Here is a 25,961-nt window from a genome sequence, read left to right on the forward strand (position 1 = left end):
TCGCTGTCAGGGCTCCCGGCGGTATCGCCCGCGCCTGTCCTACCGACCCGTCTGTCCTACCTGCCGTCGAAGATCTGGGCGTTGACCCGCTCGACCTGCTGCATGTTCATGTTCGTGACGTTGATGTTCGTCTTCAACGCGTCGATGAACTGCGACATGTCGTTGGCCTCGCGCTTCCAGAGCTCGCGGACCTCCTGGAAGACGGTCTTGGACTCGCCCTCCCAGACCGCGCTCTTGGCCAGCAGGTCCCGCTCCAGGTTGTCCAGAGTGGTGACCATGTCGTTGAACGCTTTGGCGAAGGCTTCCTCACCTTGGCCAAGACCGTTGTAGTTGACCTTTGTAATATCGAAGATGTCGTCCGCGGGCATCGCGGCCTCCTCTGCTGCTCGTCAGATGCTGCTGGTCAGAGCCTGGACTCGAACTTCTGGTTGATCAGGGCGGCGATCTGGTTGGTCGCCTCCAAACGCTCCTGGTTGAACGCGGCGTAGTTGGTGTTGCTCGCCCCGACCTTCTCCGCCAACTCCCTCAGGCTGTTGAGGACGACGTCCATCCGCTCGTGCCACTTCTTGTGCACGGCGTCGAACGCGGCCTCCGACTGACCGACCCAGTTGGCCTTGAGGGTCACGCCGGCGGTGTCGAGGTTGCGCTGAATGCCGCGCAGCCGCTCGGCGGCGTCCTCGATCAACTGGACCGCGGCCCTGAGATCGGATTCACTTACTTGAGACTGCGGTTGTGCCCCCACAGGGTCTCCCTCCCTTGCTGGTCGGCTAACGCGAGCCGACAACCCTGTGTCGGCTGTTTGGTCACATTAGTGAACAAACGTACCTAGCGTCGCACGTGATCGAGTTAATTTTCCACATCCTCGTGGCGGATGGTGGGTGTATTGGGAGAAATGCAGGTGTTTGGGGCTCTGGTCGATGGGAGTCTCGACCGCCCCTTATGTCTGCTGTACGACACCGGTGGGACTGGCGTAGCGTATGAGGCCATACGTGACAAGGGGGGGCGCGTGTCCAACTCATCCTCGTCCAGCGGCGTCGGCGGCGCCATGGACCCGCGAAGCGTCGACCCCAACTTCAGCATGCGGCACTCCAGCGTCAGGACGCTGGGCACGAACGTAAGCGGCTACGGACAGAACCTGACGGATCTGAGCGACAGCACCCGCAGCATCGACATCCACGAATTCGCCTTCGGCGTGATCGGCGGCGGCCTCAACGTGGCGCATCGCTCGGTACGCGACAGCGCGGCCGACGCGCTGGGGCAGGCCAAGAACGTGCTCGACTCGTGGAAGGATGCCCTCAACACCGCAGCCACCAACACGGAGGCGGCCGAGGAAGCCAGTAAGGCTCCCAAGAACGACGGCATGCCAGAGTTCAAAGGACCCGGTGGGCCCGGCGGACTGGGCGACCTCGGCGGGCCGAGCGGCCTGGGCGGCCTGCCGAAGGACAAGGGCCTCGGTCCCATGGGCGGCGTCGACCCGAGCGACCTCGACATGAAGAAGCCCCCCGGGATCGACACCCCGGACCCTGGAGACATCGAGACCCCGGACCCCGGCGACATCAACGCCCCCCAACCTGAAGACATCAACACCCCGGACCCGGGCGCCATCCAGCAGCCTGACCTGAACCCCCCACAGACTCCGGAACTGAACACCCCCCAGGTCCCCGACCCGAGCAACATCCCCAAGCCTCCTGACACCGACCTGGCCGGGACGAACCCCAACCTGCCGACTACCAACGTCCCGCCGACCCGCACCCCGGACACGTCGACCTTCGATCCGCGCGCCTCCATGCCACGGACGTCGCTCGGCCCAGACGGCTCCATGGGTCCTGGCGGCGGCGCAGGATCGGGAGCGGGGGCGCCAGGAAGCATCGCCCGCGCGCTGAACAGCGGCGTCCCACCGATGTACCCACCGGGCGCCATGGGCGGGGCCGGTGCGAACAACCAGGACAACGACCGCGAGCGCGGCCCGCACCTCGCCGAAGAGGAAGGCGTCTGGGGCACGGACGAGGAGTACGCGCCGGCGGTGCTCGGAATGGAAGAGGAATAGGGCAGGACAGATGCCAGATATCCAGGAAGTCGCCAGTGGCGCCTACAGCGTTGCCACGGACATCCGAACGCACGCCTTGGGCGCTGTCGCGGTCGCGGCCAAGGCGGCGACGACGCTGCCATACGCCTGGCCGATCGTCGGTTTCATGTTAATGGCGATCGCTGACCCCGATGCACAAGATCGGGGAGCCGAGCAGTGGCTCAATCCCAACTCCGTCATCACCTGGCCGACGGCGAACAATGCCGGGTCACCCTTCATCGGCCCACCGGTGCAGCAGGAGTGGCATCCGCCCATGGCGGCGTCACCAGCCGCCCGCCAGGACGGCTCCAGCGACATCGCCTACCTGCGGAGCGAACTGAATCGGCTGGGCAGGGAGATCGGCCAGTCGGGGGACTGGGAGGGCCGAGCGTACACGTCGTTCATGGAGAAGATCAACGAACTCGACGGGCACTTGGAAGCGCTGGACAGGAACCGAGCCGGCACCGGCGACACCCTGAAGTGCACGGCAACCGGATGTCGCGTTCTGATGTACACCTTCTTGGTCATCGCGGGTATTTTGGTGACGCTGCAGTGGTTCGTCATATGGTCGCAAACCCACCCGCTAACCGGCCAGGCAGCTCATATACAGGCGATGCGCGCTGTCGCACAGATGAGCGAAAAGCTCTCCACGTGGGTCACGAATCACCGAACGTTGATGACGACGGCTACCTTGAGCCTCATGGGCGCGGCAGTCCTCTACAACCAGTTCGCGAAGGACCTGCCGGGTCTGCAGGCGGTGTCGGCGAGCACGCCGAACCTGATGGAGGCCAGCGCCATGTGGGACCCGACAACCGCGAACATCGTCGACTCCCCGCAGTCCCAGTTCAACCCTGGCCAGTTCGACATGGGGCCCGAGTTCGGCTTCTGACCTGAGGGGGCCTAGCGGCCTCCGACGGCCAGCGGTGCCAGGGCGGCCTTGGGGTCCAGCGCCGGTCCCTGTGGGATCGCCTGCATGATGGCGGCCGGCACGGGTGCGACGTCCGCGGCGTCGTACCCGAACTTGCCGAGCACGTCCGCCGACGGCACAGGGAATCGCACCCCCTGGTCGCTGATCAGCGACAGCGAAGCGGGCGCCGCGGCGAGTTGCCCCTCACCGGGCAGCAGCCCGGCCACGACGGCGCTTCCCGGCGGCAGCAGCACCTGGTCGAAGCGGCCCTGGATGGCCGAGTTCGACGGCGTCGGGATCGCTATCTTGCTGCCGACCGTCACCTTCGTCACCACCGAGCCCGTCGCCGTGTTCGGGTACACCGAGCAGAGCGGAGTCGAGCCGGGCACGCTGATCACCTTGGGCATGGCCGACGGCAGGGTGGTGTCCATGACGTTCTGGCGTGAGGGCGCGGCGTTGGCCGACGCGGCGTCGATCGGCTTGGCCTGCACCGGCTGGTTCCCGTACGCCTTCTTGCTGTTGGGATCCTCCAGCAGCAGCCTGGCCTGGACGGCGGAGATCGGCGCGAGGCCGTCGTTGAGCAGCACGTACCAGCGCGCGGGCGTTCCCGGCATGGCGGACACCGTGAAGACCTGCCCGATCACCGCCGTGACCTTGCCCTTGGCCTTCACCTTCTTGCCCCGGTCGGCCACCCACGGGGCCTTGAACTCGTGGCCGACCGGCAGCGCGTTCAGCCAGGCCGCGGGGACCTTTCTGGGCTGTGCGTTGAGCGCCCGCACGCCGTGCTCGTTGGTCCGCATGCGGCGATCGTTCCAGATCACCCAGCTCGCCTGTCCGTCGGAGACCACCATCGCGTCGCCGCCCACGGGCCTCCCGCCGACGTCCGTGCCCCCGACCAGGGTCGTGTACGGCTTGCGCCCGCCCACGTTGTCGGGCCCCTCCACGATGCAGACCGACCATGGGGCCTTGACCAGCTTCTCCTTGACGGGCAGTGAGTCGGGCGCCCCTGAGATGCCGATGAGCGGCCCACGGGGGTAGTCGGCCAGGGAGGCGGCGGTCACGTTCCTGGTCTTGATCTCCCCGGCGTCGAGCGCCAGGCGCGCGGAGGTGTAGTTCGCCACGGGCAGCAGCCTGCGCTGCTGCTCGCTGTAGATGAACTTGGCCCCGCTCTCCTCCTCGACCAGCAACTGCCCAGGGTCGGTCAGCTTGGTGGCGTTGCCGGGCCTGACCAGCCCCCAGATCCCGAACACCGCCACGACCAGGACCCCGATCAGGATCCCGCCGAACGTGGCCACGTTCTGCCGCCGCATCGGCGACTCGGGCACGTCGGGCTCCGCCTGCAGTAGTGCCATGCCGAGCCGCTGCTGCATCAGGCGGTGGGCTTGATAGAGGTCCTTCTTGGTCTGCACAACCCCTCCCCGAGTCAAAACCCGCGCATCAGCATAAACGCCCCCAAGCCCCAGAGGTCCCAAGAGTGGCATTTAGCCGCAATGCTCGGACGCTCCAACAGGATGTCGTGCGCCGCCGAGCCGAGCGGAGTCGGGTCGACCTGCGAACCCGCCCCCACCCGAGCGGAGTCGGGTCGGCCTGGGAACCCGTCCCCACCTGAGACATGAACACGATCTCAGCCGTTGGCCGGGAGGGCGACCTGGATGGGGGTGATGTTTCCCGTGGTCACCAGGAAGCCTCGGCCTGGTGGGCCTCCGACTGTGCCTCGTGGGAGCCGGACGTTGAAGATGTCTCCATCGGTCTGGCCCTGTACGGCGAGTAGCAGGCCCGTTCGGGACTTGCGTGTCTCGGCGACGAACCCTCGGTAGGCCACGGCCAGGTCTCCCGTGGTGCCGGCGATCAGCAGCCCGTGGTCGCCGTCCCGGCCCGAGCGGAGCACCTCCTCCAGGGCCGTCCCCAGCGGAGAGTCCGGGTTGATCAGTTCCGCGTCGTCCACCAGCACCATGTAGTGCTGCAGGTCGGCGACGAGTTCCTGCAGGTTGGTGGCGTTGCCGTCCAGGACGGCCAGTGCTTTGGTCAGGTCGCGGAGCGGGCTGCGTCTGGGGGCTATGGCGATGACCGGTGTGCCCTGGTCGATGAGGGAACGGGCGGCCGTCAGCAGTGCTGATGAGCGGCCGGAGCGGGACGGGCCCGCGAGTACGGCGCCCGGCCCCTGGGCCAGAAGGTCGAGGCCCAGCGGGGCGAGCGCGTCGCCGCCTGCGCCGATGAGCGCCCACAGCGGGGAAGGAGGAGTGAAACCGGGGGCCAAGGCCATCGTTTGGGAGGCGGTGATGCGCATCGGGAGGGCGTCCACGCGCAACGGCGGCGTTCCCTCCCAGTGCCAGCCGTGCGTGGCATTCGTGCCGGCCCCGGTCGGCGTGCCTCTGCCGCCGGTGGTTGAGCGTGCGTGCGCCGGGCTGGAGCCTCGCCGACCCGCCGGCGTGTCCTCCGAGGTGGTGGTGCGGGCTGGCGTGTCTTGCGAGGTGGTGGTGCGGGCTGGTGCGTTCCCTGAGGTGGCGGTGTGGGCCGGTGTCCCATCCGAGGTGGTGGTGCGGGCCGATGCGTTCTCCGAGGAGGTGGTACGAGCTGGTGTCTCCTCTGAGGCGGCCGCGCGGGCCAGTGACTGGAGGGCGGCGACCTGTGCTGGGCCTGCCGGGTCGGAGGTGAGGAGGGCGATGTGGTGTTCCACGATGCCGTGCTCGCCGATCGAGAGGGCGCGGCCGGGCGGCATCGACGCCGGCAGGCCCTTGAGCGGGAAGCCGGCCAGGCCGTAGTCGGAGGAGTCCGCGAGGCGCAGGAGCAGGCGGTCTTCGAAGACTGTCGACACCTGGCCGAGCAGGCCGGAACGGTCGCTGGTGACGACTGCTCTGAACCCCACGGCCGGGCCCTCGCGCAGAAGCTGGAGGAGCGCCTCGATCAGGCGGCCGTAGTCGTAGCTCTCGAACGCGGCGACGAAGCCTTCCCAGCGGTCGAGCATGAACACCAGCCAGGGGAGGCGGTGGCCGGCCTGGCGGTATTCGGCGAGCGAGGCGTGTCCGGCCTCGGCCAGCAGTTGCTGGCGGCGGCCCACCTCGGCCCGGAGGCGGGTCAGCAGGCGTTCCACCCGGTCGAGCTGATCACGGGTCACCACGGCGCCGCAGTGCGGCATCGCGACCAGTGGCAGGAGCGCTCCCGAGCCGCAGTCCACCGCGTGGACGTGGACGTCTTCGGGGGAGGCGTGCGCGGCGATCGAGCCTGCGATCGTGCGCAGCGCCGTGGATCTGCCGCTGCGCGCTGAGCCTGCGATGAGCAGGTGGCCGCCGTGGGCCAGGTCGAGCGCCAGGGGGCGACGGTCCTGCGCCCAGGGCCGGTCCGTGATGCCGAAGGCCACCGGCGCCACCTCAACGAACCCGTTCGGCTCTCCCCAGGGCGCCCGGCTGACTGGCGGCTGTCCGTCTCCGCCGGATGGTGGCTGTCCAGGACGCAGGCCGCCTGGTTGGTGGCCGGTTGTCAGGCTTGATGGTTGTTGCCAGTCTCCTGTGCCCGTTGGTGGTGGTTCGTGGCTGTCCGTGCTTGATGCCGCAAGGTGCCCCTCGGGCGTGGATGTCGCATGCGGATGTCCTGGGACCGCTGGATAGGACTGCTCCGGGTTCGGGTTGCGTGCAGGAAGGGGTCCCGAGGCATCGGCGGGGTGCCTCACCACCGTGAATCCCGCGTTGTCCGAAGGACGGTGGGTGGTGGGATGCGGCAGGCGGTCGCTCGGGGAGAGGGCTCCCTGGGCGTCGGCTGGGTGGCTGGGGTGCCCTCCCGCAAAGGAGTCTTCCGAGCCATGGGGACGGTGTCTCAGGGAGGGCTGGCCGGAGCCTTTCCCGGACACCACCTGGAGTGGGTCATGGGCGGGGGACCCCGGCAGGCCGAGAGAAGAGTTCTGCGCTGAGGCGGGGAAAGAGGTGTCGTTCGCCGATGAGGTGGTGTTCGGTGCCGGCGGGGTGCTCGTTTGGGAGGGGGTGAGGTCCAGCACGAAGTGGGTGGGGAGCGGGTCCAGCCACGGGCTGGGCTGCCGGGGGACACCGGCCAGGTGGGTGGCTTCGATGAGGGCGTCGGCCACGAGGGTGAGGTCCGTGGTCGTCGTCTCCTCCTGCGGCGCGGGTGGCGGCGGCAGGGGCTTGCCCAGCGAACGCCAGTCGACGGCGACCACGCGGACGTTGCCGCCCGATTCGCTGAGCGAGTCTTGGGAGAGCGCAGGAGCGCGGCCTCCGACCCTGGCGGTCTGTACGGCGGTGGCCGCCCCGACTCCCGAACGGACGTAGCAGCGACCCGGCGTCGACGTGGAGATGTGGGCGGCGTCGGGGGTGTCGATGACGTCGCTCGATTCGGCGGGTTCGGTCACCCGCAGGGCGATCCGGAGCGAGGTGTTGGCCTGGATGTCGGCCGTGACCACCCCGGCAGGGCGCTGGGTGGCCAGGATGAGGTGGATGCCGAGCGAGCGGCCCCGGCGGGCGATGTCCACCAGGCCCGTGACGAAGTCGGGCAACTCAGCCACCAGGGCCGCGAACTCGTCGATGATCAACACCAGCCGGGGCATGTCCGTGCCCGTGTAGTCGTCGATGTCCTTGGCCCCGGCGGACAGCAGCAGGCGTTCGCGGCGGCGGATCTCGGCCGCCAGGGAGTCGAGGGCGCGCTGCGTCAGGTGGCCGTCGAGGTCGCTGACCATGCCGACGGTGTGCGGCAGGCGTACACACTCCTTGAACGCCGCCCCGCCCTTGTAGTCGATCAGCACGAAGGTGAGCTGGTCGGGCCGGTTGGCCACCGCCAGGGAGCAGATCAGCGTCTGCAGCAGCTCGGACTTGCCCGCGCCCGTCGTGCCCGCGATGAGGCCGTGGGGGCCGTCGAGCTTCAGGTCGACCGTGAACGGGCCGTCCGGGCCGATGCCGATCAGCGCGCGGGTGGAGCCCCTGACCCGCCACTGCGCGGCCAGCTCCTGACCCGAGGGGGCGGTCAGGCCCATGAGGTCGAGGAGGCGGACCGCGCCCGGCAGGTTGCCCGACGGATCGTCCCTGCTCACGTCGCGGATCGGGGACAGGGCCCTGGCCAGACGGTCGCACCAGGTGGCCGAGACGAGGTCGGCCAGCACCGGGCCGATGACGTCGAGGCCGCCGCCGCGCAGGCGCACGAGCCCGTCGGTGCCGCACGCGGCCACGGTCTGGCACTCTTCGGGCAGCAGACGCTGGTCGTCGTCGATGGCCAGGGTGAACACGCCGGAACGCGGGCCCTGCCGCAGCACCTGCGGCATGTTGGGCAGGCCGCGCAGGACCTGGGCGCCGTCGAGGATCACCAGGACGTCGTACGGGCGTACGTCATAGGAGGAGAACGAGGGCTTCTCGGGACCCCCGAGATCGTCCCAGCCGCTGGGGACCTTGCCCAGCTCGGGGATCTTGGTGTTCTGGCGTTCGTCGATGAGGGCGGCGAGTTCCGAGACGCGGCGGGCGGCCGACTCGGGGTCGGTGCCGATCAGCGCCACGCACTCCTCGCCGGCGCGCGGCGTACAGTGCGGCAGCCAGCGCATCCAGCCCCAGCGGCGCTCGGCGTCGGGGTGCGCCGACACCACCACGATGGCCAGGTCGCGAGGGCTGTGCAGGGTCGCGGCCTGGGCGATCAGCCAGCTCGCGAGGCTGGTCGCGGCCGTACGCGGACCCGTGACGCCCGCCACCCCCAGCCGGCGCATGGGCAGCGCCACCGGCACGGAACGGCAGATCGGCGGCTCTAGCGGCCCGCCCTGCTCCTCCGACAGCGCCAGGTCGGCGGGCAGGTCGGCGAGCCCGACCCTGAGCCTGAGCGCGTCGGTGTCGTGGATCCTGCGCTCCCACAGACGTCTGCGTGGCCCGGTGGCCGTGAGCAGCACCTGGGCGGGATCCGGCGCGTCGGACCTGCGCGCCGCCTCGTCGGCCACCCTGGCCCGTTCGACCGCCTCGTCGTACGCCTGGAGCTGCTCCTTGTACTCCTTGATCGCAATTTTGTGCTGTTTCTTGCCGTGCCGGCGGTCGCTCCACCACTGGCCGATCATGATCACGGGGGTCATCAGGGCGACGAGCAGGTAGTACCACTGGCGCAGGGCTATCGCCAGCGTCAGGCCCAGCACGGCGGGCAGGAACGCGGCGAGCAACTGGAGACGCATGCCCTCGTTCCTGCTCGGCTCCTTCGGCCGGACGAACGTGCGCTCAGGCTCGGGACGGCGCAGCCGCGGCGGACGGTTGTAGGCCACGCCGCCCTCGCTCCTCGGCGCCAGGTGCGCGTCCTTCGGCTCGATCGCCGTCAGCACGAACACCGAGGAGCCGCAGGTCAGCACCGCCTGGTCGGGCCACTCGACCGGCTCGGTGAGCGGCCGGCCGTCCAGCTCCGGGTTCTCTCCGTAGTCGGCCAGGAACTCGGCCACCTCCCGCTCCGCGACCCGCGCCGTCAGCTCGGCGACCTCCTCGGCCCAGCGTCCTTTGAGCTTGAGTTTGGGGGCCTCGCCGGGGTGTTGTCGCCACGCGCGATCGACGGTGATCTTCTCCGGCGTCACGCGTACGGTGACGGCCTCCGGCGCGAGCGCGGGATCGGCGGCCGTCATCGCGCACGTCGGATCGGAGCCGATGACGTGCACGCCGAGCCCCAACCGGTGCACCGCCCCGGCGGCCGGGCCGCCCACCACTCTTACCTCGGCCACCCCGGCCGGTTCCTCGATGATGGTGGCACGGGCGAGCTGTGCGTCGAGCGTGACCCTGTCGCCGTCGCGCAGCACGGTGGCCGCCGCGATGTGCGGATCGAGCGGTCTGCCGTTGCGCCAGAGCGTGGACGGCTGGTCGGCGGGCAGCTCAGGCCCGCGATCCGGCTTGCGGGGGCGGGGCACGTGGGGGCCGTTGCCGCCGGTCGGCGACAGGCCGTAGGGGGCTCGGGATCTGGGCAGGCGGACGACCTTCGCCAACGGGCCGTGATCGCTGAGCGCCTCGCTCACCTTCGCCACCGTGGCGCCGTCGTCGCCGTCGATCACGACGTCACGGTCGCCTTGCCCGCCGAGCACGGTGAGCATGATCCGCATGGGCCGTCTCCTCGGTCGACTTCGGGCGCCAAGGTAGCGCCCGCAGCGAGAGTAGGCGCGTTGGTTGACGGCAAAGGCATGGTTGAACGGTTCTGCGGATGGGGGTGGGTGGAGTTCCAACCGCCTGTGGATAACTCGGGGTCGGGATGGGCGTGGTGGCTGATTGGGCGGCCTGGCTGACCGACTGCCTGGGAGGTGGTGGCAGAGGATGCAGGGCGTGATGAATGCCGTGATACGGGGCGTAATGACCACGGCGATGTGGGGCGTGGTGAAGATCGCGCGGCGGTGCGAGGAGCGTGCCGGCGGGGGTCGGGGACCGGGTGGTGCACGCGAGGGTGCGTGGTGGTGGCGTGGGCGATGCGTTGGTGAGTGGGATGTGGCGGTGCGGACACATCGCCTGCACAGGAATGCGGAGGCGAGAGAGAGTTACAGAGCGTTATTGTGGCATTGCGGCGGGTTGATGCGGGGGTTAGGGGCGGAGACGTGTCTGGATCTCCGCGGTGAGGGCGGCTGGTGTGGGTGGGGTTGAAGGTAAAAATGTGAAAAAAGATCAACAAAGTGATTCAAGTGGTGGCTAGCCGGAAAAATCACTGGCCGTCAACTCGTTAGAAAGAACAGGCATCAATTTTTCCGAGTTGACATCCTGCCACCTGCGAAACGAGCATGGGTCCTCGCATTCCGCCCCCACCACTCCACTCAGGCCCACATAATGGCGTGAATTCCACAATTCACATTGGGAGCCCCCCACCCATGAGGACCAGTGAAAAGCCTGCCGACGTCAGGACAGCGGCGGCGGGGTTGTCCGGCCCGGCCTCGCGTAAGCTCCCCGTGCCACCCCGCGAACGCAAGCCGGCCCTGGCCGCGCTGGCCGTCCTGCTCATACTCGGCGGCGCGCTGGCCACGACCCTGCTCGTGCTGCGCAGCGGCGACCGTGTCTCCGCCATCCGGGTCACCCAGCAGGTGGGCGCGGGCCAGAAGTTCCCGCTGGCGGCGCTCCAGGAAGTCAAGATCGCGGTGAACGACATCCAATACGTCTCCTGGTCCCAGCGGGAAAAGGTGTCCGAGAGCTTCGCGGCCGTCACGATCCTCCCCGGAACCCTGCTGACACACCAGATGGGAGTCGGCGTCAGCACCGAACTGGGCCAGGGGAAGGCGACCGTCGGACTCTCCCTCAAACCAGGGCAAATGCCAGCGGGCATAGAACAGGGCGACCGCGTCCAGATCGTATATGTCCCCACCAGGGCGAGCCAGGGAGAAACCCGCGTGCTCGCCGCCAGCGCGCTCGTGTCCGCGGTCGGCGACAAGTCCAGAACGGGCAATAATTCCGGTCAGATTACGGTGGTCGTGGATTCATCGGCGTCGCCGGAAATAGTGGCCTTCGCCTCCAGTGGAGAGATCGCTGTGGCCGAACTCCCGGGGGCACGCTGACGTGGCGCTGATCGTACTGGCCGCCGACAAGGGCGCGCCGGGCGTCACCACAGCGGCGACGGCCCTGGCGGCGGTATGGCCGAGGCCCGTCCTGCTGGCCGAGTGTGACCCGGCGGGCGGCGACCTGGCCTACCGGCTGCCCGCCGCTGACGGCGGCGTGGTCAACCCGGGCAAGGGCCTGCTCACGCTGGGCGCCACGGCGCGGCGCGGCCTCGAACCCGCGCAGATCCACCAGCACACCCAGAAGATCATCGGTGGGCTCGACGTGCTGGCCGGGCTCACCCACGGCGAACAGGCCGCGGGGCTCACCTGGCTCTGGGGCCCGCTGGGCAGGGCGCTGGCCGCCGTCCCGAACGCCGACGTCATCGCCGACTGCGGCCGGCTCGGCGCCCACCCGCAGATCGCCGACCTGACCGCCGAGGCCGAGCAGGTCGTGCTGCTCACCAGGGCGACCCTCGACCACGTCGCCCACCTGCGCGAACGCCTCCAGATCACCAAGGCCCACGGCGTCGTCGTGATCGCCGACCCACGCAACTACCGAGGCTCGATCGAGGAAGTACGCAGGATCGTCGGCCCGAACGTCCAGTTCGTCTACGGCCTCGCGTACGACCCCAAGGGCGCCGAGCTCCTGCGCGGCCAGTGGGGCGGCCGACTGGACCGCTCTCTTCTCATCCGTACGGCCCGCGACCTGGCGGCAAGGCTGGTGAGCCACCGATGATCGATCATTCGCTCGTCAAACGATTCCGCCAGGAGGTCGGCGACCGCCTGGCCCATCAACGCAGACTCGACCAGGCCAACGGCCTGCCCGCGATGACCGGGGAGGACGAGCGTCAGTTCGCCAGGGCGCTGATCTCCCAGGTGCTGGAGGAGCACGCGCGCAGCGAGATCGGCCTCGGCCGCACCCCGCCCACGGTCGAGGAGGAAGAGGCGCTCGCGGCCGGCATCCACGCGGCGCTGTTCGGCGTGGGCCGCCTCCAGCCCCTGCTCGACGACACCGAGGTCGAGAACATCGACATCAACGGCTGCGACAGGGTCTTCGTGAGCTACGCCGACGGCCAGGAGATCATGCACGATCCGGTCGCCGACTCCGACGACGAGCTGACCGAGCTGATCCAGATCCTGGCGGCGTACTCGGGCCTGTCCAGCAGACCGTTCGACACCGCGAACCCACAGCTCGACCTGCGCCTGCCCGACGGCTCCCGGCTGAGCGCGGTCATGGACGTCACGGTCAGGCCGGCGGTCTCGATCCGCCGGGCCCGCCTGGGCAAGGTGTTCATGTCCGATCTGATTGGAAACGGCACGCTAAGCCCGGACGTAGGAAAGTTCCTCTCGGCCGCCATCGCCGCCCGCAAGAACATCATGATCGCCGGATCCACGAACGCCGGCAAGACCACCCTGCTCAGAGCCCTGGCCAACGAGATCCAGCCCAGCGAACGCCTCATCACCGTCGAACGCGCCCTCGAACTCGGCCTCGACCAGTTCCCCGAACTCCACCCCAACGTCGTCGCCTTCGAGCAGCGCCTGCCCAACTCCGAGGGCCAGGGCGAGATCTCGATGGCCGAACTGGTCAGACGATCCCTGCGCATGAACCCCAGCCGCGTCATCGTCGGCGAGGTCCTCGGCGACGAGATCGTCACCATGCTCAACGCGATGACCCAGGGCAACGACGGCTCCCTGTCGACCATCCACGCCAACTCCAGCATGGAGGTCTTCAACCGCATCTCCACCTACGCGCTCCAGGCCGGCGAACGCCTGCCCATCGACGCCACCCACATGCTCATCGCGGGAGCGATCGACTTCGTGGTGTTCATCGAGAAGCGCAACGACTACCACGTCGGTGGCACGCTGCGCCGTTACGTCTCCAGCGTCCGCGAGGTCAACGGCTGCGACGGGCGCGTCCTGTCGAGCGAGGTCTTCGCGCCGGGCCCCGACGGCACGGCCCTGCCGCACGCACCCGTCTCCTGCCTGGAAGAACTCGCCGCCCACGGCTACCACCCGGGGGGCTGGTGACCCATGGTGATCAGTTTCGAGCCGTTCGCGATGCTGGCCGGCGCCGTGGCGGGCGGCGGTCTGTTCCTGTTCTTCGTCGCCCTGTACGGCCTGCGCCCCCGTCCGCCCCAGCCCAAGCGCCACCTCGTCAAAATGCTCACCACCCGCACCGCGATAGCCGCCGTGGCCGCCACCATGGTCCTGGTGATCACCGGTTGGCCGGTGATGGCGGTGGGCACGGTGCTGCTCGTGTTCGCCTGGCGCGGACTGTCGGGCGGCGCCGCCGAGGAACGCGCCGCCATGCGCCGCCTGGAAGGACTCGCCGCCTGGACCGAGTCGCTGCGGGACACGATCGCCGGGGCGGCCGGGCTCGAACAGGCCATCCCCTCGTCCATCAGAGCCGCCGCGCCCACCCTCAGGCCGCATCTGCGCGCCATGATCGACCGGCTGCACACCAGGATGGCGCTGCCGGAGGCGCTCGCGCTCTTCGCCGACGAACTCGACGACCCCTCGGCCGACCTGGTGGTGGCCGCGCTCATCCTCAACTCCAGGCTGCGCGGGCCCGGGCTGCGCGACGTGCTGGGCGCGCTGGCGGTCTCGGCCCGCGAAGAGCTCGACATGCGCCGCCGCGTCGAGGCCGAACGCCGTTCCACCAGGCGCAGCGTCCAGATCGTGGTGGGCACCGCGCTGGCGTTCGCCGGGATTCTCGTGGTGTTCAACCCTTCCTACGTCGAGGAGTACACCTCGTTCCTCGGCCAGGCCGTTCTGGTGGTCGTGGCCGGGCTGTTCGGGGCGGGGTTCGCCTGGATGCGGCGCCTGGCCAGGTTCGACAAGCCGACCCGGCTGCTGATGGGGGGAAGCGCCGATGGCTGACGACTCGACGAAGACGACAACGGGCGTGACGGCTGAGGACCTCTCAGCGGTGACGGCCGGCGGCGGCCTGTCAGCGGCGAGGGCTGACAGGCCGCCCAAGGCTGCCGGGGCTACGGGGTCGCTCCAAGCGGCGGGGGTTGACGGGCCGCTCATGACGGCCGGGGCTGCCGGGTCGTTTCAGGTGGCGAAGGCTGATGGGCCGTTGAGAGGAGGCCGTGATGGTTGAAGGCACGCTGGCCGGCGCCGCGCTCGGCCTGGGTCTGTTCGTGCTGCTCAGAGCCCTCTTCCCGGCCCGTCCCGGCCTGGTGGCCCGTCTGCTGGCCCTCGACGCCGTCCGCGAGGACGCCGACGGCCCCCGCATCCAACTGGTCCTGCCGGACGAGGAGGTCAGCGCGTTCAGACGCGGTCTGGGCGTCCGGCTGGCCCGCCTGTACGGCGCCCGCGGCTGGGAGGCACGATCGATCAGGGCGGACCTGGCCCTGCTGGGCCGCTCGTTCGAGGCGTTCCTGGCCACCAAGGTCCTGCTCGCGGCCAGCGGCCTGCTGGCCTTCCCGCTGCTGCTCGGCTGGCTGGCGCTCATGGGCTGGGCCACCTCGCTCGCGATCCCGTTCTGGGCGGCGGTGCTGGTGGCGATGGTGTTCTTCTTCCTGCCCGACCTGCAGATCAAGAGGGACGCGGCGGCCATGCGGCGCGACTTCCGCCACGTCGTGGGCGCGTTCCTCGACCTCGTCTCCATGAATCTGGCCGGCGGCCGCGGCGTCCCTGAAGCCCTGATGATGGCCGTCTCGGTCAGCGGCGAGCAGCCCAACTGGGCGATGGGCCGCATCCGCGACGCGTTGAGCGGCGCCAGGATCGTCGGCATCACCCCGTGGCAGGCGCTCGGCCAGCTCGGCGAGGAGATCAACGTCGACGAGCTGCGCGACCTGTCGGCCGCGCTCGGCCTGGTCGCCGACGACGGCGCCAAGGTACGCGCGTCGCTGACCGCCAGGGCCGCCACGCTGCGCCGCCGCGAGCTGGCCGAGATCGAGGGCCGGGCGGGCGAACGTTCGCAGTCGATGCTCGTCGCCCAACTCCTCCTCTGCGCCGGTTTTGTGATCTTTCTCAGTTTTCCCGCCGCTATGAAGATGTTGGGGGTCTCGTGAAGAACCATCCCTGGATCGTCTACCTCACCGCCTACCTCGGCGAACGCGTGCACCGCGCCCGCACCGCGCCCAGCCGCGGTGCCTCCGCTGTCGAATGGGTGATCATCACCGCCATCATCGCCGGTGTCGCGCTCGGTCTGGCCACGTTGATCAGGACGTTGGTCGAGCAGCAGCAGGGCAATTTGGAGCAGACCTTCGGCGGGGGCGGCGGTGGTGGCGACAACGGCTGAGAGCCGGGGCGAGCGCGGCGCCACCACGCAGGGCCGCGGGGCCACGTCCAACGGCGAACGCGGTGCCACGGTGATCGAGCTGGCGCTGCTCATGCCGGTGATCCTCGCCGTCGTGCTCCTGATCGTGCAGGTGGCGCTCTGGTTCCACGGCCGGCAGGTCGCGGAGGCGGCCGCCAGGGAGGGAGCCCGCGTGGCCAGGGCCGCACCGTTCGACTCCGGCGACTGGGAGGGCCTGGCCAGCACGAAGGCCACCGACATCGTGCGCGCCATCGGGCCTCAACTGCTCAGCGGAGCCAAGGCGACGACGTCCGAAAAGGAGCCGGACGAGCGGTTCGTCACGGTGACCGGCAGCGCCGTGCAGGTGATCCCGCTCCTGCCCGATCTCACGTTCACGATCACCGCCACGGCGGGAGGGCCCGTCGAATGCTTCCGCCCCGACAACGGCGGCGAGGACTGCGAATGAGCACCGACACCGAGCGCGGCTCCATGGCCGTGGAGACGGTGATGCTGGCCCCGGTCTTCCTGCTGTTCCTGCTGTTCCTGGCCGGCGCGGGGGTGCTGGTCGAGTCGCAGGGACGGGTGGACGGGGCGGCGAGGGACGCGGCGCGGGCGGCGTCGGTGCAGCGGACGTTCGACGAGGCCGAGTCCGCGGCGCAGACCATCGGCACGGGCACCCTCGACGGCAAGTGCCAGTCCTCGGCGGTGTCCCTGGACGGCTCCGAATGGGAGCAGGGCGGCCAGGTCCAGGCCGAGGTCACCTGCGAGCTGGACCTGGGCTTCCTGGGGTTCGGCGGCACCAAGCGGTTGACCGGCACGGCGGTGGTGCCGCTGGAACAGTTCAGGAGGATCGAATGAGCCGCAAGGGCAGGGCAGCCGAGCGCGGATCCATGTCCGTGTTCACCGTGCTGTTCTCCGTGGCCGTCTTCCTGCTGGCCGGCCTGCTGGTGGACGGCGGTTCCGCGATCAACGCCAGGCTCCGCGCCGCCGACGTGGCCGAGCAGGCCGCCCGCGCGGGCGCCGACCAGCTTGACGTCGACCACCTGCGTACCACCGGCCAGGCGCGGCTGCTGGGCGAGGACAGAGTGTGCGCCAGGGCCGACGAGATCGTGGCCGCCCAGGGCGGCGACGACGTGACCAGCGGCTCGTGCTCCGTCGGCCAGGGCCAGGCGCAGGTCACGGTGACCGTTTCCGTGCGCTGGAAGGCGTTCTTCCTGAGCGCGGTCGGGTTCCCCGGCGCCGAAATGAACGGCGAGGCCACCGCCGCACCCGAAGCGAGATAGACCGAAGGGAGAGGGCGATGGCGACGCGAGAGCCCGGGCGTCCACCCGGCCGCCACGTGCCGGTGCGCGTCCCGGCCAGGCGCAGCGCAGGCGACGTGCTCGCCGGGCTCGGGGCGCTGGCCGTGCTGGTGGCGCTCGTGGGCGGGGTGCCGTACGCGCTGCTCACCTACGTCGGGCCGCCGCTCGCGCCCGAACTGCTCAACCTCGACGTGCTCACCGACACCGTCGGCCCGAGCACGATCATCGCCGTGCTGCGGCTGCTGGTGTGGCTGGCCTGGTTCCAGCTCTTCGTGTGCGTGATCGTCGAGATGTACGCGGGGGTCCGCCGCGTCGGCATGCCCGCCCGCGTGCCGCTCTCCGGCGGCATGCAGACGCTGGCCAACAAACTGGTCGGGGCAGTGCTGCTGCTGTTCACGACGGGGGCGATGGTGGTGCCGCTGGCCAAGCTGGCGCCGATGCCGGCCGCGCCGCCCGTGACGACGGTGGCGTACTCCGCGCCGATCGTCGAGAAGGCGCTGGAGACGAACAACACCAAAAAGGTGTACGTGGTGCAGCCGCCACACGGCCGCCACCACGAAAGCCTGTGGGAGATCGCCGAGAAGTGCCTCGGGGACGGCCGCCGATACCCCGAGATCTACCGGCTCAACCAGGCCAAGGAGCAGCCAGACGGATCCCGCCTGCGCATGGCCGACCTGATCAGGCCCGGCTGGGTGCTCGACATGCCGGACGACGCGAGGAACGTCCACATCGTCCCCGCCGACCAGTCCCGCGAACGCACACTCCGGGAGCATCCCGGCAAAGCTCACGTCGACCGGCCCAAGCAGGTCGAGCGCCCCGTCGAGCGAGGCTCGAAGACCGACCAAGCCGAGGCGAAACAGGAACAACGGACCGAGGCCAAGCACCGCCAGCCGGACCAGCAGCAGCCCATCATCCAGGAGAACCAGGGCGCCGACCTGACCCCCTACCTCGCCGGTGCCTCGCTGGCCGCCGCCGGCCTGCTGCTCGTGCTCGCCAAGCGACGCCGTGAGCAGCTCTGGCACAGGATGTTCGGACGCAGGATCGTCCGGCCGCGCGACGATGCCGCCCAGGCCGAGGTCGCACTCCGGCTCGGCGGCGACGCGCCCGGCGCCCGCATCCTGGACATCGGACTCAGGCTGCTCGGCGCCGAACTGGCCGCCCAGGGCCGCACGCCGCCCGTCGTGTACGGGGCGCACCTGTCGGCCCGCACACTCGACCTGTGGATCCATCCGCCGGACAACGACCCGCCAGAACCGTGGACGGCCCAGGACGGCGGCCAGGTCTGGCGGCTGCCCGCCCACGAGGGCCGCCTGCTGGAGAACCAGCCGGGCGGAGCGCCGTACCCGGGGCTGGTCTCCATCGGCACGGACGCCGGCGGACGGGTGCTGATCGACCTGGAGGCAGCCCAGGGCCTGATCAACGTGCGGGGCCCGCAGACCACGGCCGCGCTGGCCGCCCTCGCCGTCGAGCTGGCCACGAACCGCTGGTCCGACGGCATGCGCATAACACTTGTCGGCTTCGGCGAGGAGCTGACCGCGATCGCGCCCGACCGGATCAGGGCCGTCGGCGGCTTCGTCGAGGTCCTGCCCGAGCTGGAGGCGATCGCGGCGCCGCGCAGGGAGGTGATGACCGGGCGCATCACCGGCAGCCCGCGCGAGGCCCACTACCTGCTGTCCGCGGTGGCGCCCACCCACGAGGAGGCCAGACGGCTGGCGCTGCTGGCCCGCAAGGACACCGCCGGGTACGTCGTGGCGGGCGAGGTCCCGCACGCCACCTGGACCCTGGAGATCAGCGACGACGGCAAGGCCAGCATCGCCGAGCTGGGCTTCGAGGTGGAGGCCCAGCTCCTGCCGCGCCGCCACTACCAGGCCCTGATCGACCTGTTCCGCACCGCGCAGCGGCTCGACGGCGAGCTCATCCCCGAGACGGAGCCGCTGTCCGGGCTGCATCCGCCGGCCGTCGAGATCAGGATGCTCGGCCCCGTCGAGGTCGTGGGGCTCGGCCCGCTGGAGGAGGGCCGGATGGCGCTGGCCACCGAGCTGCTGGTCTACCTGGCCACGCATCCGGGAGGGGTGCATCCCGTGGTGCTCGGCGGGGTGTTGTGGCCGCGCGGTGTGCAGGCCATGGTCAGGGACGCCACGATCGCCAGGGTCGCGGAATGGCTCGGGCCCGACCATCTGCTCACCGACGAGGCGGGCCGGCTCAGGCTGGGGCCCGAGGTGCGTACGGACTGGGTGCTGTTCCGCGAGCTCGTACGCCGCTCGCAGAACGATCCCACGGCCAGGGCCGTCCTGCTGGAGAAGGCGCTCGGCCTGGTCAGGGGCCCGCTGCTGACCGGCCGCCAGCCCGGACGCTACGCCTGGCTGGCGGCAGACGACCTGGAGTACGACGTGGCCGCCGGCGTGGCCGACGCGGCCCACCAGCTCTGCGAGCTCCGGCTCGCCCAGGGCCAGCCGGACGCCGCCGTGGCCGCCGTACGCGCCGCGCTGCTCCTGGCCGCCGACGACGAGGGCCTCTGGCGCGACCTGCTGCGGGCCACGCACGCGACCGGGGACATCGTCCGGCTGCGCGCCGTCGTCGAGGGACTGACCCGCAGGTCGGCCTCGCATCCGTACGGCGAAGGCATGGCCCCGGAGACCGAGGCGCTGATCGAGGAGTTGCTGCCCACGTGGCGCATCCATGTGGTGAGGGAGTCGACGGCATGAGACGTGTGATGGCGTTGGTGGCGATCGTGATCGTGGCCGGGTGCGGGCAGGCCGAACGGCCGTACGCGCCGCAGCAGGTCCCGTCGCCCAGCACAGCCGCGAGTTCCGGCCCGTCGACGCCCACCTCCGGGCCGGAGACGGACACGACCGGCAGCCGGCACCGGCTGGTCATCGAGTGGCCGCAGGACCGCGACCCGCTCCTCAACCTCGTCACCGACTTCTACCGCGCCTCCAGGAAGGCGCTCGCGTCGGGAAACGATCGATACCTGCAGGATCTGGATCTCGAACTTTCCGGCGTCCGCGAAGCGTACGACTGGGTGCACAAGCTCACCGAGGAGGACCTGACGGTGAAAGGCACCACCCGGCTGTACAACCTGCGCGTCGCCGAAAAAGTGGGCAAGGGCGTTCAGGTCAACGCATGTGTGGATGAGACGAAGGTACGCGTCATCTCCGCCCGTACCGGCAAGGCCGTCGCGTCGCAGCCCGACTGGGTGCGCCGGCCCTACCTCCAGGCCGTGCTCGCGCATCGCGGTGACGATGGCGTGTGGCGGATCAGGGCGTTCCTCTACGACCAAAAGGGGTGCACCGGATGAACCGCCTGATCGCGCTGGCCGTCGCCGGCCTGATGCTGCTTCAGGAGCCGCCGACCGGCGAGACCATCTCGAACGGCCGTACCAGGGGCGTCGAGCTGGCCTTCTCCAAGATCGTGATCTCTGGGGACGGCGCCAAGAGCGGTAAGAGTGACGGCTACGTGCTCAAACGGCCCTGCTGGTACGAGCCAGGCCCGGACGCGAGCGAGATGCTGAAGACGCAGGAGGGCGTGCGGGACCTCTGGTTCAGGTTCACGCCGAACCCGACCGAGGAGAAGTTCCAGGAGTTCCTCAAGCAGTTCAAGGACAAGGTCGGGCAGGAGGGGCGCTGGTGGGGGCCCGCCTACAACGCCGCCGACCCCAAGGGCCGCGCGTGCTGGGCCGACCTCGACCCGTTCGTGTTCGTCCCGCCGGGCAACACGCCGCCGTCCGGCATCACGATTCAGGAACTGGCCGAGATCGCCAGGGCCGCGCTGACCGTGCCCGAGCCGACCATCAAGCTCAACCCCGACGCCAAGAGCTACGTGAACCTGCCGACCTGGGTCTGGCTGGAAGGCATCGGGCAGCCGCGCCGCTCGGTCACCGCGGAGATCCCCGGTGTGATGAGCGCGACCGTGGTGGCCACGCTCCAGGACATCAAGATCGATCCGGGTGCCGGCAAGGATCGGGCCGAGGTGCGTGAGGACGGGTGCGGGGCCTCGGGCCGGCCGTACGTCAAGGACGGCACGTTCTCGTGCGGCGTGCGTTACCTGCGCTCGTCGATCGACCAGTCGCGCGAGAAGTACGTGCTGACCGTCACCACCGTGTGGCCGGTCGAGGTGGTCGACAACGTGGTGCCGGCCCAGTTCGAGCCCGTGCAGGTGAGCACGAGCCGGGACGTTCCGGTCGGCGAGATCCAGAGCAACGTCCGGCCTTAGGACAGAACGGCGGCGAGCGGGGCGAGTTCGGGCTGCTCCGCCGCCTCCGCCAGCACCTCCTTCAGCACCGCGTCATGGGTCGGGCTCGCCTGGTCGAGCAGTTCGCGCCCGGCCGGCGTGACCTCGGAGTAGATGCCGCGCCGGTCGTCCTCGCACAGGTAGCGCCTGAGCAGCTCGCGGTTCTCCAGCCGGGTGACCAGCCGCGTGGTGGCGCTCTGGCTGAGCACGACGGCGCGGGCGAGCTGCTGCATGCGCATGTGCCAGCCGTCCTGGCGGCCGAGCACGTCGAGCACGGTGTACTCGCTCACGCTGAGCCCGTGCTCCTTCTGCAGGGCTTTCTCCAGCTTGTCGTCGATTTTGGCGTGCAGTGCGGCGAGGGTGCGCCAGCCCTGGGCGCGCGCCTCCACGGCGTCGTCGGCTATGGCCATGTGACGGCCTCCTCGGCAAGCTTGTATGGTGAGTTAGTCGGCGTGTGCAAATAATGCCTACGCTTACTAACATCGTCTGAGGAGTATTCTATGCCTCTCGCCCTGTTCGCCCTCGCGATCAGCGCCTTCGGCATCGGGACCACCGAGTTCATCATCAACGGGCTGCTGCCCGACCTGGCCACGGACTTCGACGTGACGATCCCCGTCGCCGGCCTGCTCGTGTCCGGATACGCCCTGGGCGTCGCCGTCGGCGGGCCGCCGTTGACCATGCTCGGCGGGCGGTTGTCGCGCAAGACCATGCTGCTGTCATTGATGGTGCTGTTCGTCGTGGGGAACCTGCTGTCGGCGCTGGCTCCCACGTACGGGGTGCTCATGGTCGGCCGTTTCCTGGCCGCCTTCGCACACGGCGCGTACTTCGGGGTCGGCTCGGTGGTGGCCGCCGACCTCGTCGCGCCGCAGAAGCGGGCCAGCGCGATCGCCCTGATGTTCACGGGACTGACCCTCGCGAACGTCCTGGGCGTGCCCCTCGGCACCTGGATCGGGCAGGCGTTCGGCTGGCGGGCCACGTTCTGGGTCGTGGTGGGCATCGGCGTGGTGGGCTTCGCCGGCGTCCTCGCCCTCGTACCCCGTCAGCCCCGGCCCTCCGGGGGCGGTGTGCTGCGGGAGTTGGCCGCGTTCCGCACCGCCGGCGTCTGGCTGGCCCTGGCGATGACCGTCTTCGGCTTCGCGCCCGTCTTCGCGATCATCACGTTCATCTCGCCGATCATGACCGGGGTCGGAGGCTTCTCGCCCGGGGCGGTGCCGGTGGTGATGGCGGTGTTCGGGGTGGGCCTGGTCGCGGGCAACCTCATAGGCGGCCGGCTCGCCGACCGGGCGATCATGCCCAGCATCTACGGATCGGTCGCGCTGCTCACACTGCTGGCCGTGATGGTGGCGCTGGTGGCGGGCAACCAGGTCGCCTTCGTCGTCGCCATCACCCTCTTCGGGGTGGCCGCCTTCGCCACGGTGCCGCCGCTGCAGACCCGCGTCCTGGACACCGCCGCCGGGGCTCCCACACTGGCCTCCGCCGCGAACATCGGCGCCTTCAATCTCGGGAACGCCATCGGCTCCTTCGCCGCCGGCCTCACCATCGACGCCGGCCTCGGCTACACGGCCCCTGCCTGGACCGCTGCCCTGCTGGGAGTGGTGGGGTTGGGGGTGGCGGGCGTCGCCGGGGCCCAGGCCCGTCGGCGTCTCGTGCCCGCTTGATCCCACTGGGCGGGGCTGGCTTGGCGCAGCGCGCCAGCCCTACCTACTGATCTACTCGAACAGCTCCTCGGCACTGTTCACGGTGAACGCCTTTTCGAGGCGTGGCCTCAGGATGAACAGGTTGCCGCACTCCAAGATGCGTGCGTACGTTTCGTCGGGAATCGGAATGCCGCGCACTTTTAGGGTGAATAGGATGGCTCTAGCCGTCGCCACAGCCATGCCCAGCCCCTTGGCGTACCCGATCCATTCGTGGACCCAGGGGATTGTAGCTTGGTTCGGGATGCGGCTCACGACTTAGTCGAACACCTCGTCGATGCTGGTGGCCGTGATGGCTTTGTCCATCCAGGAGAACAGGGTCTCCTCGTCTTTGCACTCCTGGATGCGGGCGCGGGCTTCGTCGGTGATCGGAAGGCCGCGTACGTCCAGGATTCTCAGGAGCGCCTTGGCTTCTCCCCTGGCTTCTCCGTGGTCGATCCAGCGGCGGACCCACGGGACCTCGATGTCATCCAGGACTGCCACTGCGGCCTCCTTGAAGCTGGCGGTGATGTACTCGGGCAGCAATTTGAGTACGAAGTCAGCATAACTCTGCTGCTCTTTGGCTAGATGCTGCTGCGATTCGAACAGCACCTGGAGGATCTTTATGCCTTGGTCGCCGGCACCATGCACGATCGAGGAAAGAGCCATGAGTTCGGGCTCGGCGATGGCGCGCTGGATGTCGGTGATCATGGGCGTATTGTCCGGACCGAGGACAATGGGGCGGAGCACCCAGTCGGGATGCCCCATGTGAATGGCTTCGGCACACTTGTGGGCTTCTGCGGTGTCAGGGCAGAAGACGAGGAGTACGGTCGGGCATTTCACCCGTCCCCGGAGCGTGGCCAGGTAAACGGGCCAGGGCCAGTGCTTGCTCTTATCGTAACTGCGCTGTACCTCCAGGATGACGGCTGTCAGCGGTTTCCCCTTGCCGTCCACTAGGGCGACGACAGAGTCGGCGCGGTATTCCTTGGGCTCGCGATCGTTGAGATCGCAACTCTCCAGACGAGCCTTCTCGTAGGCAGGAACCGGCACACCCGTCTCGGCCAGAAGTGTGGCGACCAGAGACGGGCGATGCTGGACAAGCTCGAGCAGGAACTCGTGCTCATGCGTTGGCATGTCGAAATCATTACCGAACGCAGTCAGGTCATTACAATGCGTATTACTTATGTCCGGCTTCGTGAGCAAGGAGCCACTCTTTGACCGGTACGCCGTAGTAGTACCCGCCAAACCCCCCGCCCCGCGGCAGCACCCGGTGGCACGGCACGAACGGCGCGATCAGGTTCTGGGCGCAGGCCGAGCCAGCCGCCCTGGCCGCCGTCTTCGGCAGCCCAGCGCGTTCGGCCAGTTCCCCGTAGGACACGGTCGTCCCCGCCCCGACCTCGCGCAGCGCCTTGTGGAGCTGCTTGCGGGTGGGTGTGCCGGGCTGTTCGACCGGGATGGCGTCGAGGGCGTCCAGGTCGCCCGCCAGGTACGCGCGGACGGCCTCCACGGCGGGCCCGGCGGGGTCCACGACCTCCAGGCCCTCCGCCTGCAGCGCGGGCGTGAGCCGGACGAACATCTCCTTGGGGTCGGCGGTGAAGCCGCCCGCGACCAGCACTCCCGCGCGGGACAGCAGGGCCAGCGGCCCCACAGGGGTCGGTACGAGCTGTGCGGTGATCATGATGAGCTCCAGAGATGCAGGGCGGCGTACGCCCGCCACGGGCGCCACCGCTCGATGTGGTTGTCAGGGATGCCCAGGCAGGCCATGCGCTTCTTGAGCACGAGGTCGCCCGTGGGCCAGGCGTCGGGGTCGCGCAGCGCGCGCAGGGCGATGTAGCTGGCGGTCCACGGGCCGATGCCGGGAACCTCCAGCAGCCCGGCCACCGCCTCGGCGGGGTCCTGGCCGCCGTCGAGGTCGATGCGGCCCTCGGCCAGGCGGGCGGCCAGGTGCTTGAGGGTGTCGATTCTGCGGTTCGTCAGGCCCAGGCCGGTGAGGTCGGTGTCCAGGAGGTGGCCGGGGGTGGGGAAGAGGCTTTCTGGGGCGGCGGCCCTGGCGACGATGCGGCCGAGCAGGGTACGCGCGCCCGCCACCGAGATCTGCTGCCCGACCACCGCGCGTACGGCGAGCTCGAAGCCGTCGAACGCGCCCGGCACGCGCAGCCCGGGACGGGCCTTGACCAGGGGCGCGAGCGACGTTTCCCCGAGGACGGCGGTGATCGCGTCCGGGTCGGCGTCGAGGTCGAGCAGGCGGCGGCAGCGGGCCACGACGCGGGCGAGTTGCCGGGTGTCGTCGACCGCGACGTCCAGGGCTATGTGGTCTCGTCGTGGTGTGAGGGTGATCGTCCCACCTGGCACGGTTCGGGTGTATGAGGTCCGGTCGGCCACCTCCAGCCCTGGAATCGCGCGGGAGGCCAGGAACGCGAAGACCCCTTCCACGTCGAACGGCTCGCGCCGGTGCAGCCGGAGCCGCAGCGTGGCCGGGCCCGTCGCGTGGGCGTCTTTGAGGCCGCCTGCCGTGGCGCGCAGCTCGCTCGGCGTGAAGCCGTATGTCTCGCGCATCGTCGCGTTGAACTGCCGCACGCTCCCGAACCCGGCCGCGAACGCCACCTCGGTGACCGGCAGACCGGTCTCCGTCAGGAGCTGCTTGGCCAGCAGCAGCCGCTTCGTCCTGGCCACCGCCAGCGGCCCCACGCCCAGTTCGGCCGCGAACAGCCGGTGCAGGTGCCGCTCGGTGATGTGCAGCCGGCCGGCCAGCCCCGCCACGCCCTGCTCGTCGGCCGCCCCGTCGTCGATCAGCCGCAGGGCCCGGCCGATGAGGTCGCCGCGCAGGTCCCAGCCGGGGTCACCGGGCGAGAGTTCGGGACGGCAGCGCTTGCACGGCCGGAACCCGGCCGCTTCCGCCGACGCCGCGTGCCGGTAGAAGCGCACGTTGCGGGACGAGGGCGTGCGGGCCGGGCAGATCGGGCGGCAGTAGATACGCGTCGTCGTCACCGCTGTGTAGAAGCGCCCGTCGAATCGGGCGTCCCTGGCGGAGACGGCCCGATAGCAGGAGTCGAAATCGAGCTCTAGTGGTGACATGTCTCC

The 25,961-nt window shown here is 69.7% G+C and carries 24 protein-coding genes; 15 read left to right on the forward strand and 9 right to left on the reverse strand.

Going from position 1 to position 25,961, the window contains the following annotated elements:
- Window positions 1–56 precede the first annotated feature (56 nt).
- On the reverse strand, window positions 57–368 hold the full coding sequence (locus ACFOY2_RS51180; protein WP_379535464.1) for a WXG100 family type VII secretion target: 312 nt from the start codon (window positions 366–368) through the stop codon (window positions 57–59).
- Window positions 369–403: 35 nt separating this feature from the next.
- Window positions 404–742 carry a WXG100 family type VII secretion target gene (locus ACFOY2_RS51185; RefSeq protein WP_379535465.1) on the reverse strand — a complete coding sequence of 113 codons (339 nt, stop codon included), beginning with the start codon at window positions 740–742 and terminating at the stop codon, window positions 404–406.
- A gap of 264 nt (window positions 743–1,006) precedes the next feature.
- Between ACFOY2_RS51185 and ACFOY2_RS51190 the strand changes: the two genes are divergently transcribed.
- On the forward strand, window positions 1,007–2,047 hold the full coding sequence (locus tag ACFOY2_RS51190; protein WP_379535466.1) for a hypothetical protein: 1,041 nt from the start codon (window positions 1,007–1,009) through the stop codon (window positions 2,045–2,047).
- Between the two features lie 10 nt (window positions 2,048–2,057).
- On the forward strand, window positions 2,058–2,954 hold the full coding sequence (locus ACFOY2_RS51195; protein ID WP_379535467.1) for a hypothetical protein: 897 nt from the start codon (window positions 2,058–2,060) through the stop codon (window positions 2,952–2,954).
- A gap of 11 nt (window positions 2,955–2,965) precedes the next feature.
- On the opposite strand, the gene eccB is transcribed toward ACFOY2_RS51195, so the two are convergent.
- Window positions 2,966–4,381 carry a type VII secretion protein EccB gene (gene eccB / locus ACFOY2_RS51200; protein WP_379535468.1) on the reverse strand — a complete coding sequence of 472 codons (1,416 nt, stop codon included), beginning with the start codon at window positions 4,379–4,381 and terminating at the stop codon, window positions 2,966–2,968.
- Between the two features lie 215 nt (window positions 4,382–4,596).
- The gene (locus tag ACFOY2_RS51205; protein WP_379535469.1) at window positions 4,597–10,017 is read right to left on the reverse strand and encodes an FtsK/SpoIIIE domain-containing protein; all 5,421 of its coding nucleotides are present in this window, start codon (window positions 10,015–10,017) and stop codon (window positions 4,597–4,599) included.
- 750 nt (window positions 10,018–10,767) lie between these two features.
- Here ACFOY2_RS51205 and ACFOY2_RS51210 point away from each other — a divergent pair.
- The 12 genes from ACFOY2_RS51210 to ACFOY2_RS51265 all read left to right on the forward strand — a co-directional run bounded on the left by ACFOY2_RS51210 (window position 10,768) and on the right by ACFOY2_RS51265 (window position 21,189).
- Complete coding sequence (locus ACFOY2_RS51210; protein WP_379535470.1) at window positions 10,768–11,445, forward strand: hypothetical protein; 678 nt, start codon at window positions 10,768–10,770, stop codon at window positions 11,443–11,445.
- Between the two features lies 1 nt (window position 11,446).
- Window positions 11,447–12,163, forward strand: coding sequence for a hypothetical protein (locus ACFOY2_RS51215; RefSeq protein ID WP_379535471.1), 717 nt, complete (start codon window positions 11,447–11,449; stop codon window positions 12,161–12,163).
- Window positions 12,160–13,455 (forward strand): CpaF family protein, encoded by a 1,296-nt coding sequence (locus ACFOY2_RS51220; RefSeq protein WP_379535472.1) that lies wholly within the window; start codon window positions 12,160–12,162, stop codon window positions 13,453–13,455. Before ACFOY2_RS51215 ends, ACFOY2_RS51220 begins: the two co-directional genes overlap by 4 nt.
- 3 nt (window positions 13,456–13,458) lie before the next feature.
- Window positions 13,459–14,307: a type II secretion system F family protein gene (locus ACFOY2_RS51225; RefSeq protein ID WP_379535473.1), complete on the forward strand. Its 849-nt coding sequence runs from the start codon at window positions 13,459–13,461 to the stop codon at window positions 14,305–14,307.
- A 218-nt stretch (window positions 14,308–14,525) separates the two neighbouring features.
- Window positions 14,526–15,449 carry a type II secretion system F family protein gene (locus ACFOY2_RS51230; RefSeq protein WP_379535474.1) on the forward strand — a complete coding sequence of 308 codons (924 nt, stop codon included), beginning with the start codon at window positions 14,526–14,528 and terminating at the stop codon, window positions 15,447–15,449.
- Complete coding sequence (locus ACFOY2_RS51235; RefSeq protein WP_379535475.1) at window positions 15,446–15,679, forward strand: hypothetical protein; 234 nt, start codon at window positions 15,446–15,448, stop codon at window positions 15,677–15,679. The genes ACFOY2_RS51230 and ACFOY2_RS51235 overlap by 4 nt, the downstream gene beginning before the upstream one ends.
- Window positions 15,663–16,142 carry a TadE family protein gene (locus ACFOY2_RS51240; protein ID WP_379535476.1) on the forward strand — a complete coding sequence of 160 codons (480 nt, stop codon included), beginning with the start codon at window positions 15,663–15,665 and terminating at the stop codon, window positions 16,140–16,142. The genes ACFOY2_RS51235 and ACFOY2_RS51240 overlap by 17 nt, the downstream gene beginning before the upstream one ends.
- The gene (locus tag ACFOY2_RS51245) at window positions 16,139–16,534 is read left to right on the forward strand and encodes a TadE/TadG family type IV pilus assembly protein (RefSeq protein WP_357812218.1); all 396 of its coding nucleotides are present in this window, start codon (window positions 16,139–16,141) and stop codon (window positions 16,532–16,534) included. Before ACFOY2_RS51240 ends, ACFOY2_RS51245 begins: the two co-directional genes overlap by 4 nt.
- Window positions 16,531–16,959, forward strand: coding sequence for a pilus assembly protein TadG-related protein (locus ACFOY2_RS51250; RefSeq protein WP_379535477.1), 429 nt, complete (start codon window positions 16,531–16,533; stop codon window positions 16,957–16,959). Before ACFOY2_RS51245 ends, ACFOY2_RS51250 begins: the two co-directional genes overlap by 4 nt.
- A gap of 17 nt (window positions 16,960–16,976) precedes the next feature.
- Window positions 16,977–19,682, forward strand: coding sequence for a BTAD domain-containing putative transcriptional regulator (locus ACFOY2_RS51255; RefSeq protein ID WP_379535478.1), 2,706 nt, complete (start codon window positions 16,977–16,979; stop codon window positions 19,680–19,682).
- Window positions 19,679–20,275, forward strand: coding sequence for a hypothetical protein (locus tag ACFOY2_RS51260; protein WP_379535479.1), 597 nt, complete (start codon window positions 19,679–19,681; stop codon window positions 20,273–20,275). The genes ACFOY2_RS51255 and ACFOY2_RS51260 overlap by 4 nt, the downstream gene beginning before the upstream one ends.
- Complete coding sequence (locus ACFOY2_RS51265; protein ID WP_379535480.1) at window positions 20,272–21,189, forward strand: hypothetical protein; 918 nt, start codon at window positions 20,272–20,274, stop codon at window positions 21,187–21,189. Before ACFOY2_RS51260 ends, ACFOY2_RS51265 begins: the two co-directional genes overlap by 4 nt.
- On the opposite strand, the gene ACFOY2_RS51270 is transcribed toward ACFOY2_RS51265, so the two are convergent.
- Window positions 21,186–21,617 carry a MarR family winged helix-turn-helix transcriptional regulator gene (locus ACFOY2_RS51270; RefSeq protein WP_379535481.1) on the reverse strand — a complete coding sequence of 144 codons (432 nt, stop codon included), beginning with the start codon at window positions 21,615–21,617 and terminating at the stop codon, window positions 21,186–21,188. The two genes, ACFOY2_RS51265 and ACFOY2_RS51270, sit on opposite strands and share 4 nt — an antisense overlap.
- Window positions 21,618–21,707: 90 nt before the next feature.
- Between ACFOY2_RS51270 and ACFOY2_RS51275 the strand changes: the two genes are divergently transcribed.
- Window positions 21,708–22,865, forward strand: a complete 1,158-nt coding sequence (locus tag ACFOY2_RS51275) for an MFS transporter (RefSeq protein WP_379535482.1) — start codon at window positions 21,708–21,710, stop codon at window positions 22,863–22,865.
- A gap of 51 nt (window positions 22,866–22,916) precedes the next feature.
- On the opposite strand, the gene ACFOY2_RS51280 is transcribed toward ACFOY2_RS51275, so the two are convergent.
- The 4 genes from ACFOY2_RS51280 to ACFOY2_RS51295 form a co-directional block, all read right to left on the reverse strand.
- Window positions 22,917–23,084 carry a hypothetical protein gene (locus tag ACFOY2_RS51280; RefSeq protein WP_379535483.1) on the reverse strand — a complete coding sequence of 56 codons (168 nt, stop codon included), beginning with the start codon at window positions 23,082–23,084 and terminating at the stop codon, window positions 22,917–22,919.
- Between the two features lie 75 nt (window positions 23,085–23,159).
- Window positions 23,160–24,014, reverse strand: a complete 855-nt coding sequence (locus ACFOY2_RS51285) for a hypothetical protein (RefSeq protein WP_379535484.1) — start codon at window positions 24,012–24,014, stop codon at window positions 23,160–23,162.
- A 43-nt stretch (window positions 24,015–24,057) separates the two neighbouring features.
- Entirely contained in the window at window positions 24,058–24,558 is a 501-nt protein-coding gene (locus ACFOY2_RS51290; RefSeq protein WP_379535485.1) for a methylated-DNA--[protein]-cysteine S-methyltransferase, read from the reverse strand.
- A complete protein-coding gene (locus ACFOY2_RS51295; protein WP_379535486.1) occupies window positions 24,555–25,955 on the reverse strand; it encodes an AlkA N-terminal domain-containing protein in 1,401 nt (466 codons plus the stop codon). Before ACFOY2_RS51295 ends, ACFOY2_RS51290 begins: the two co-directional genes overlap by 4 nt.
- Window positions 25,956–25,961 lie beyond the last annotated feature (6 nt).

The organism is Nonomuraea purpurea, from assembly GCF_042650645.1.
Taxonomy (GTDB): Bacteria; Actinomycetota; Actinomycetes; order Streptosporangiales; family Streptosporangiaceae; genus Nonomuraea; species Nonomuraea purpurea.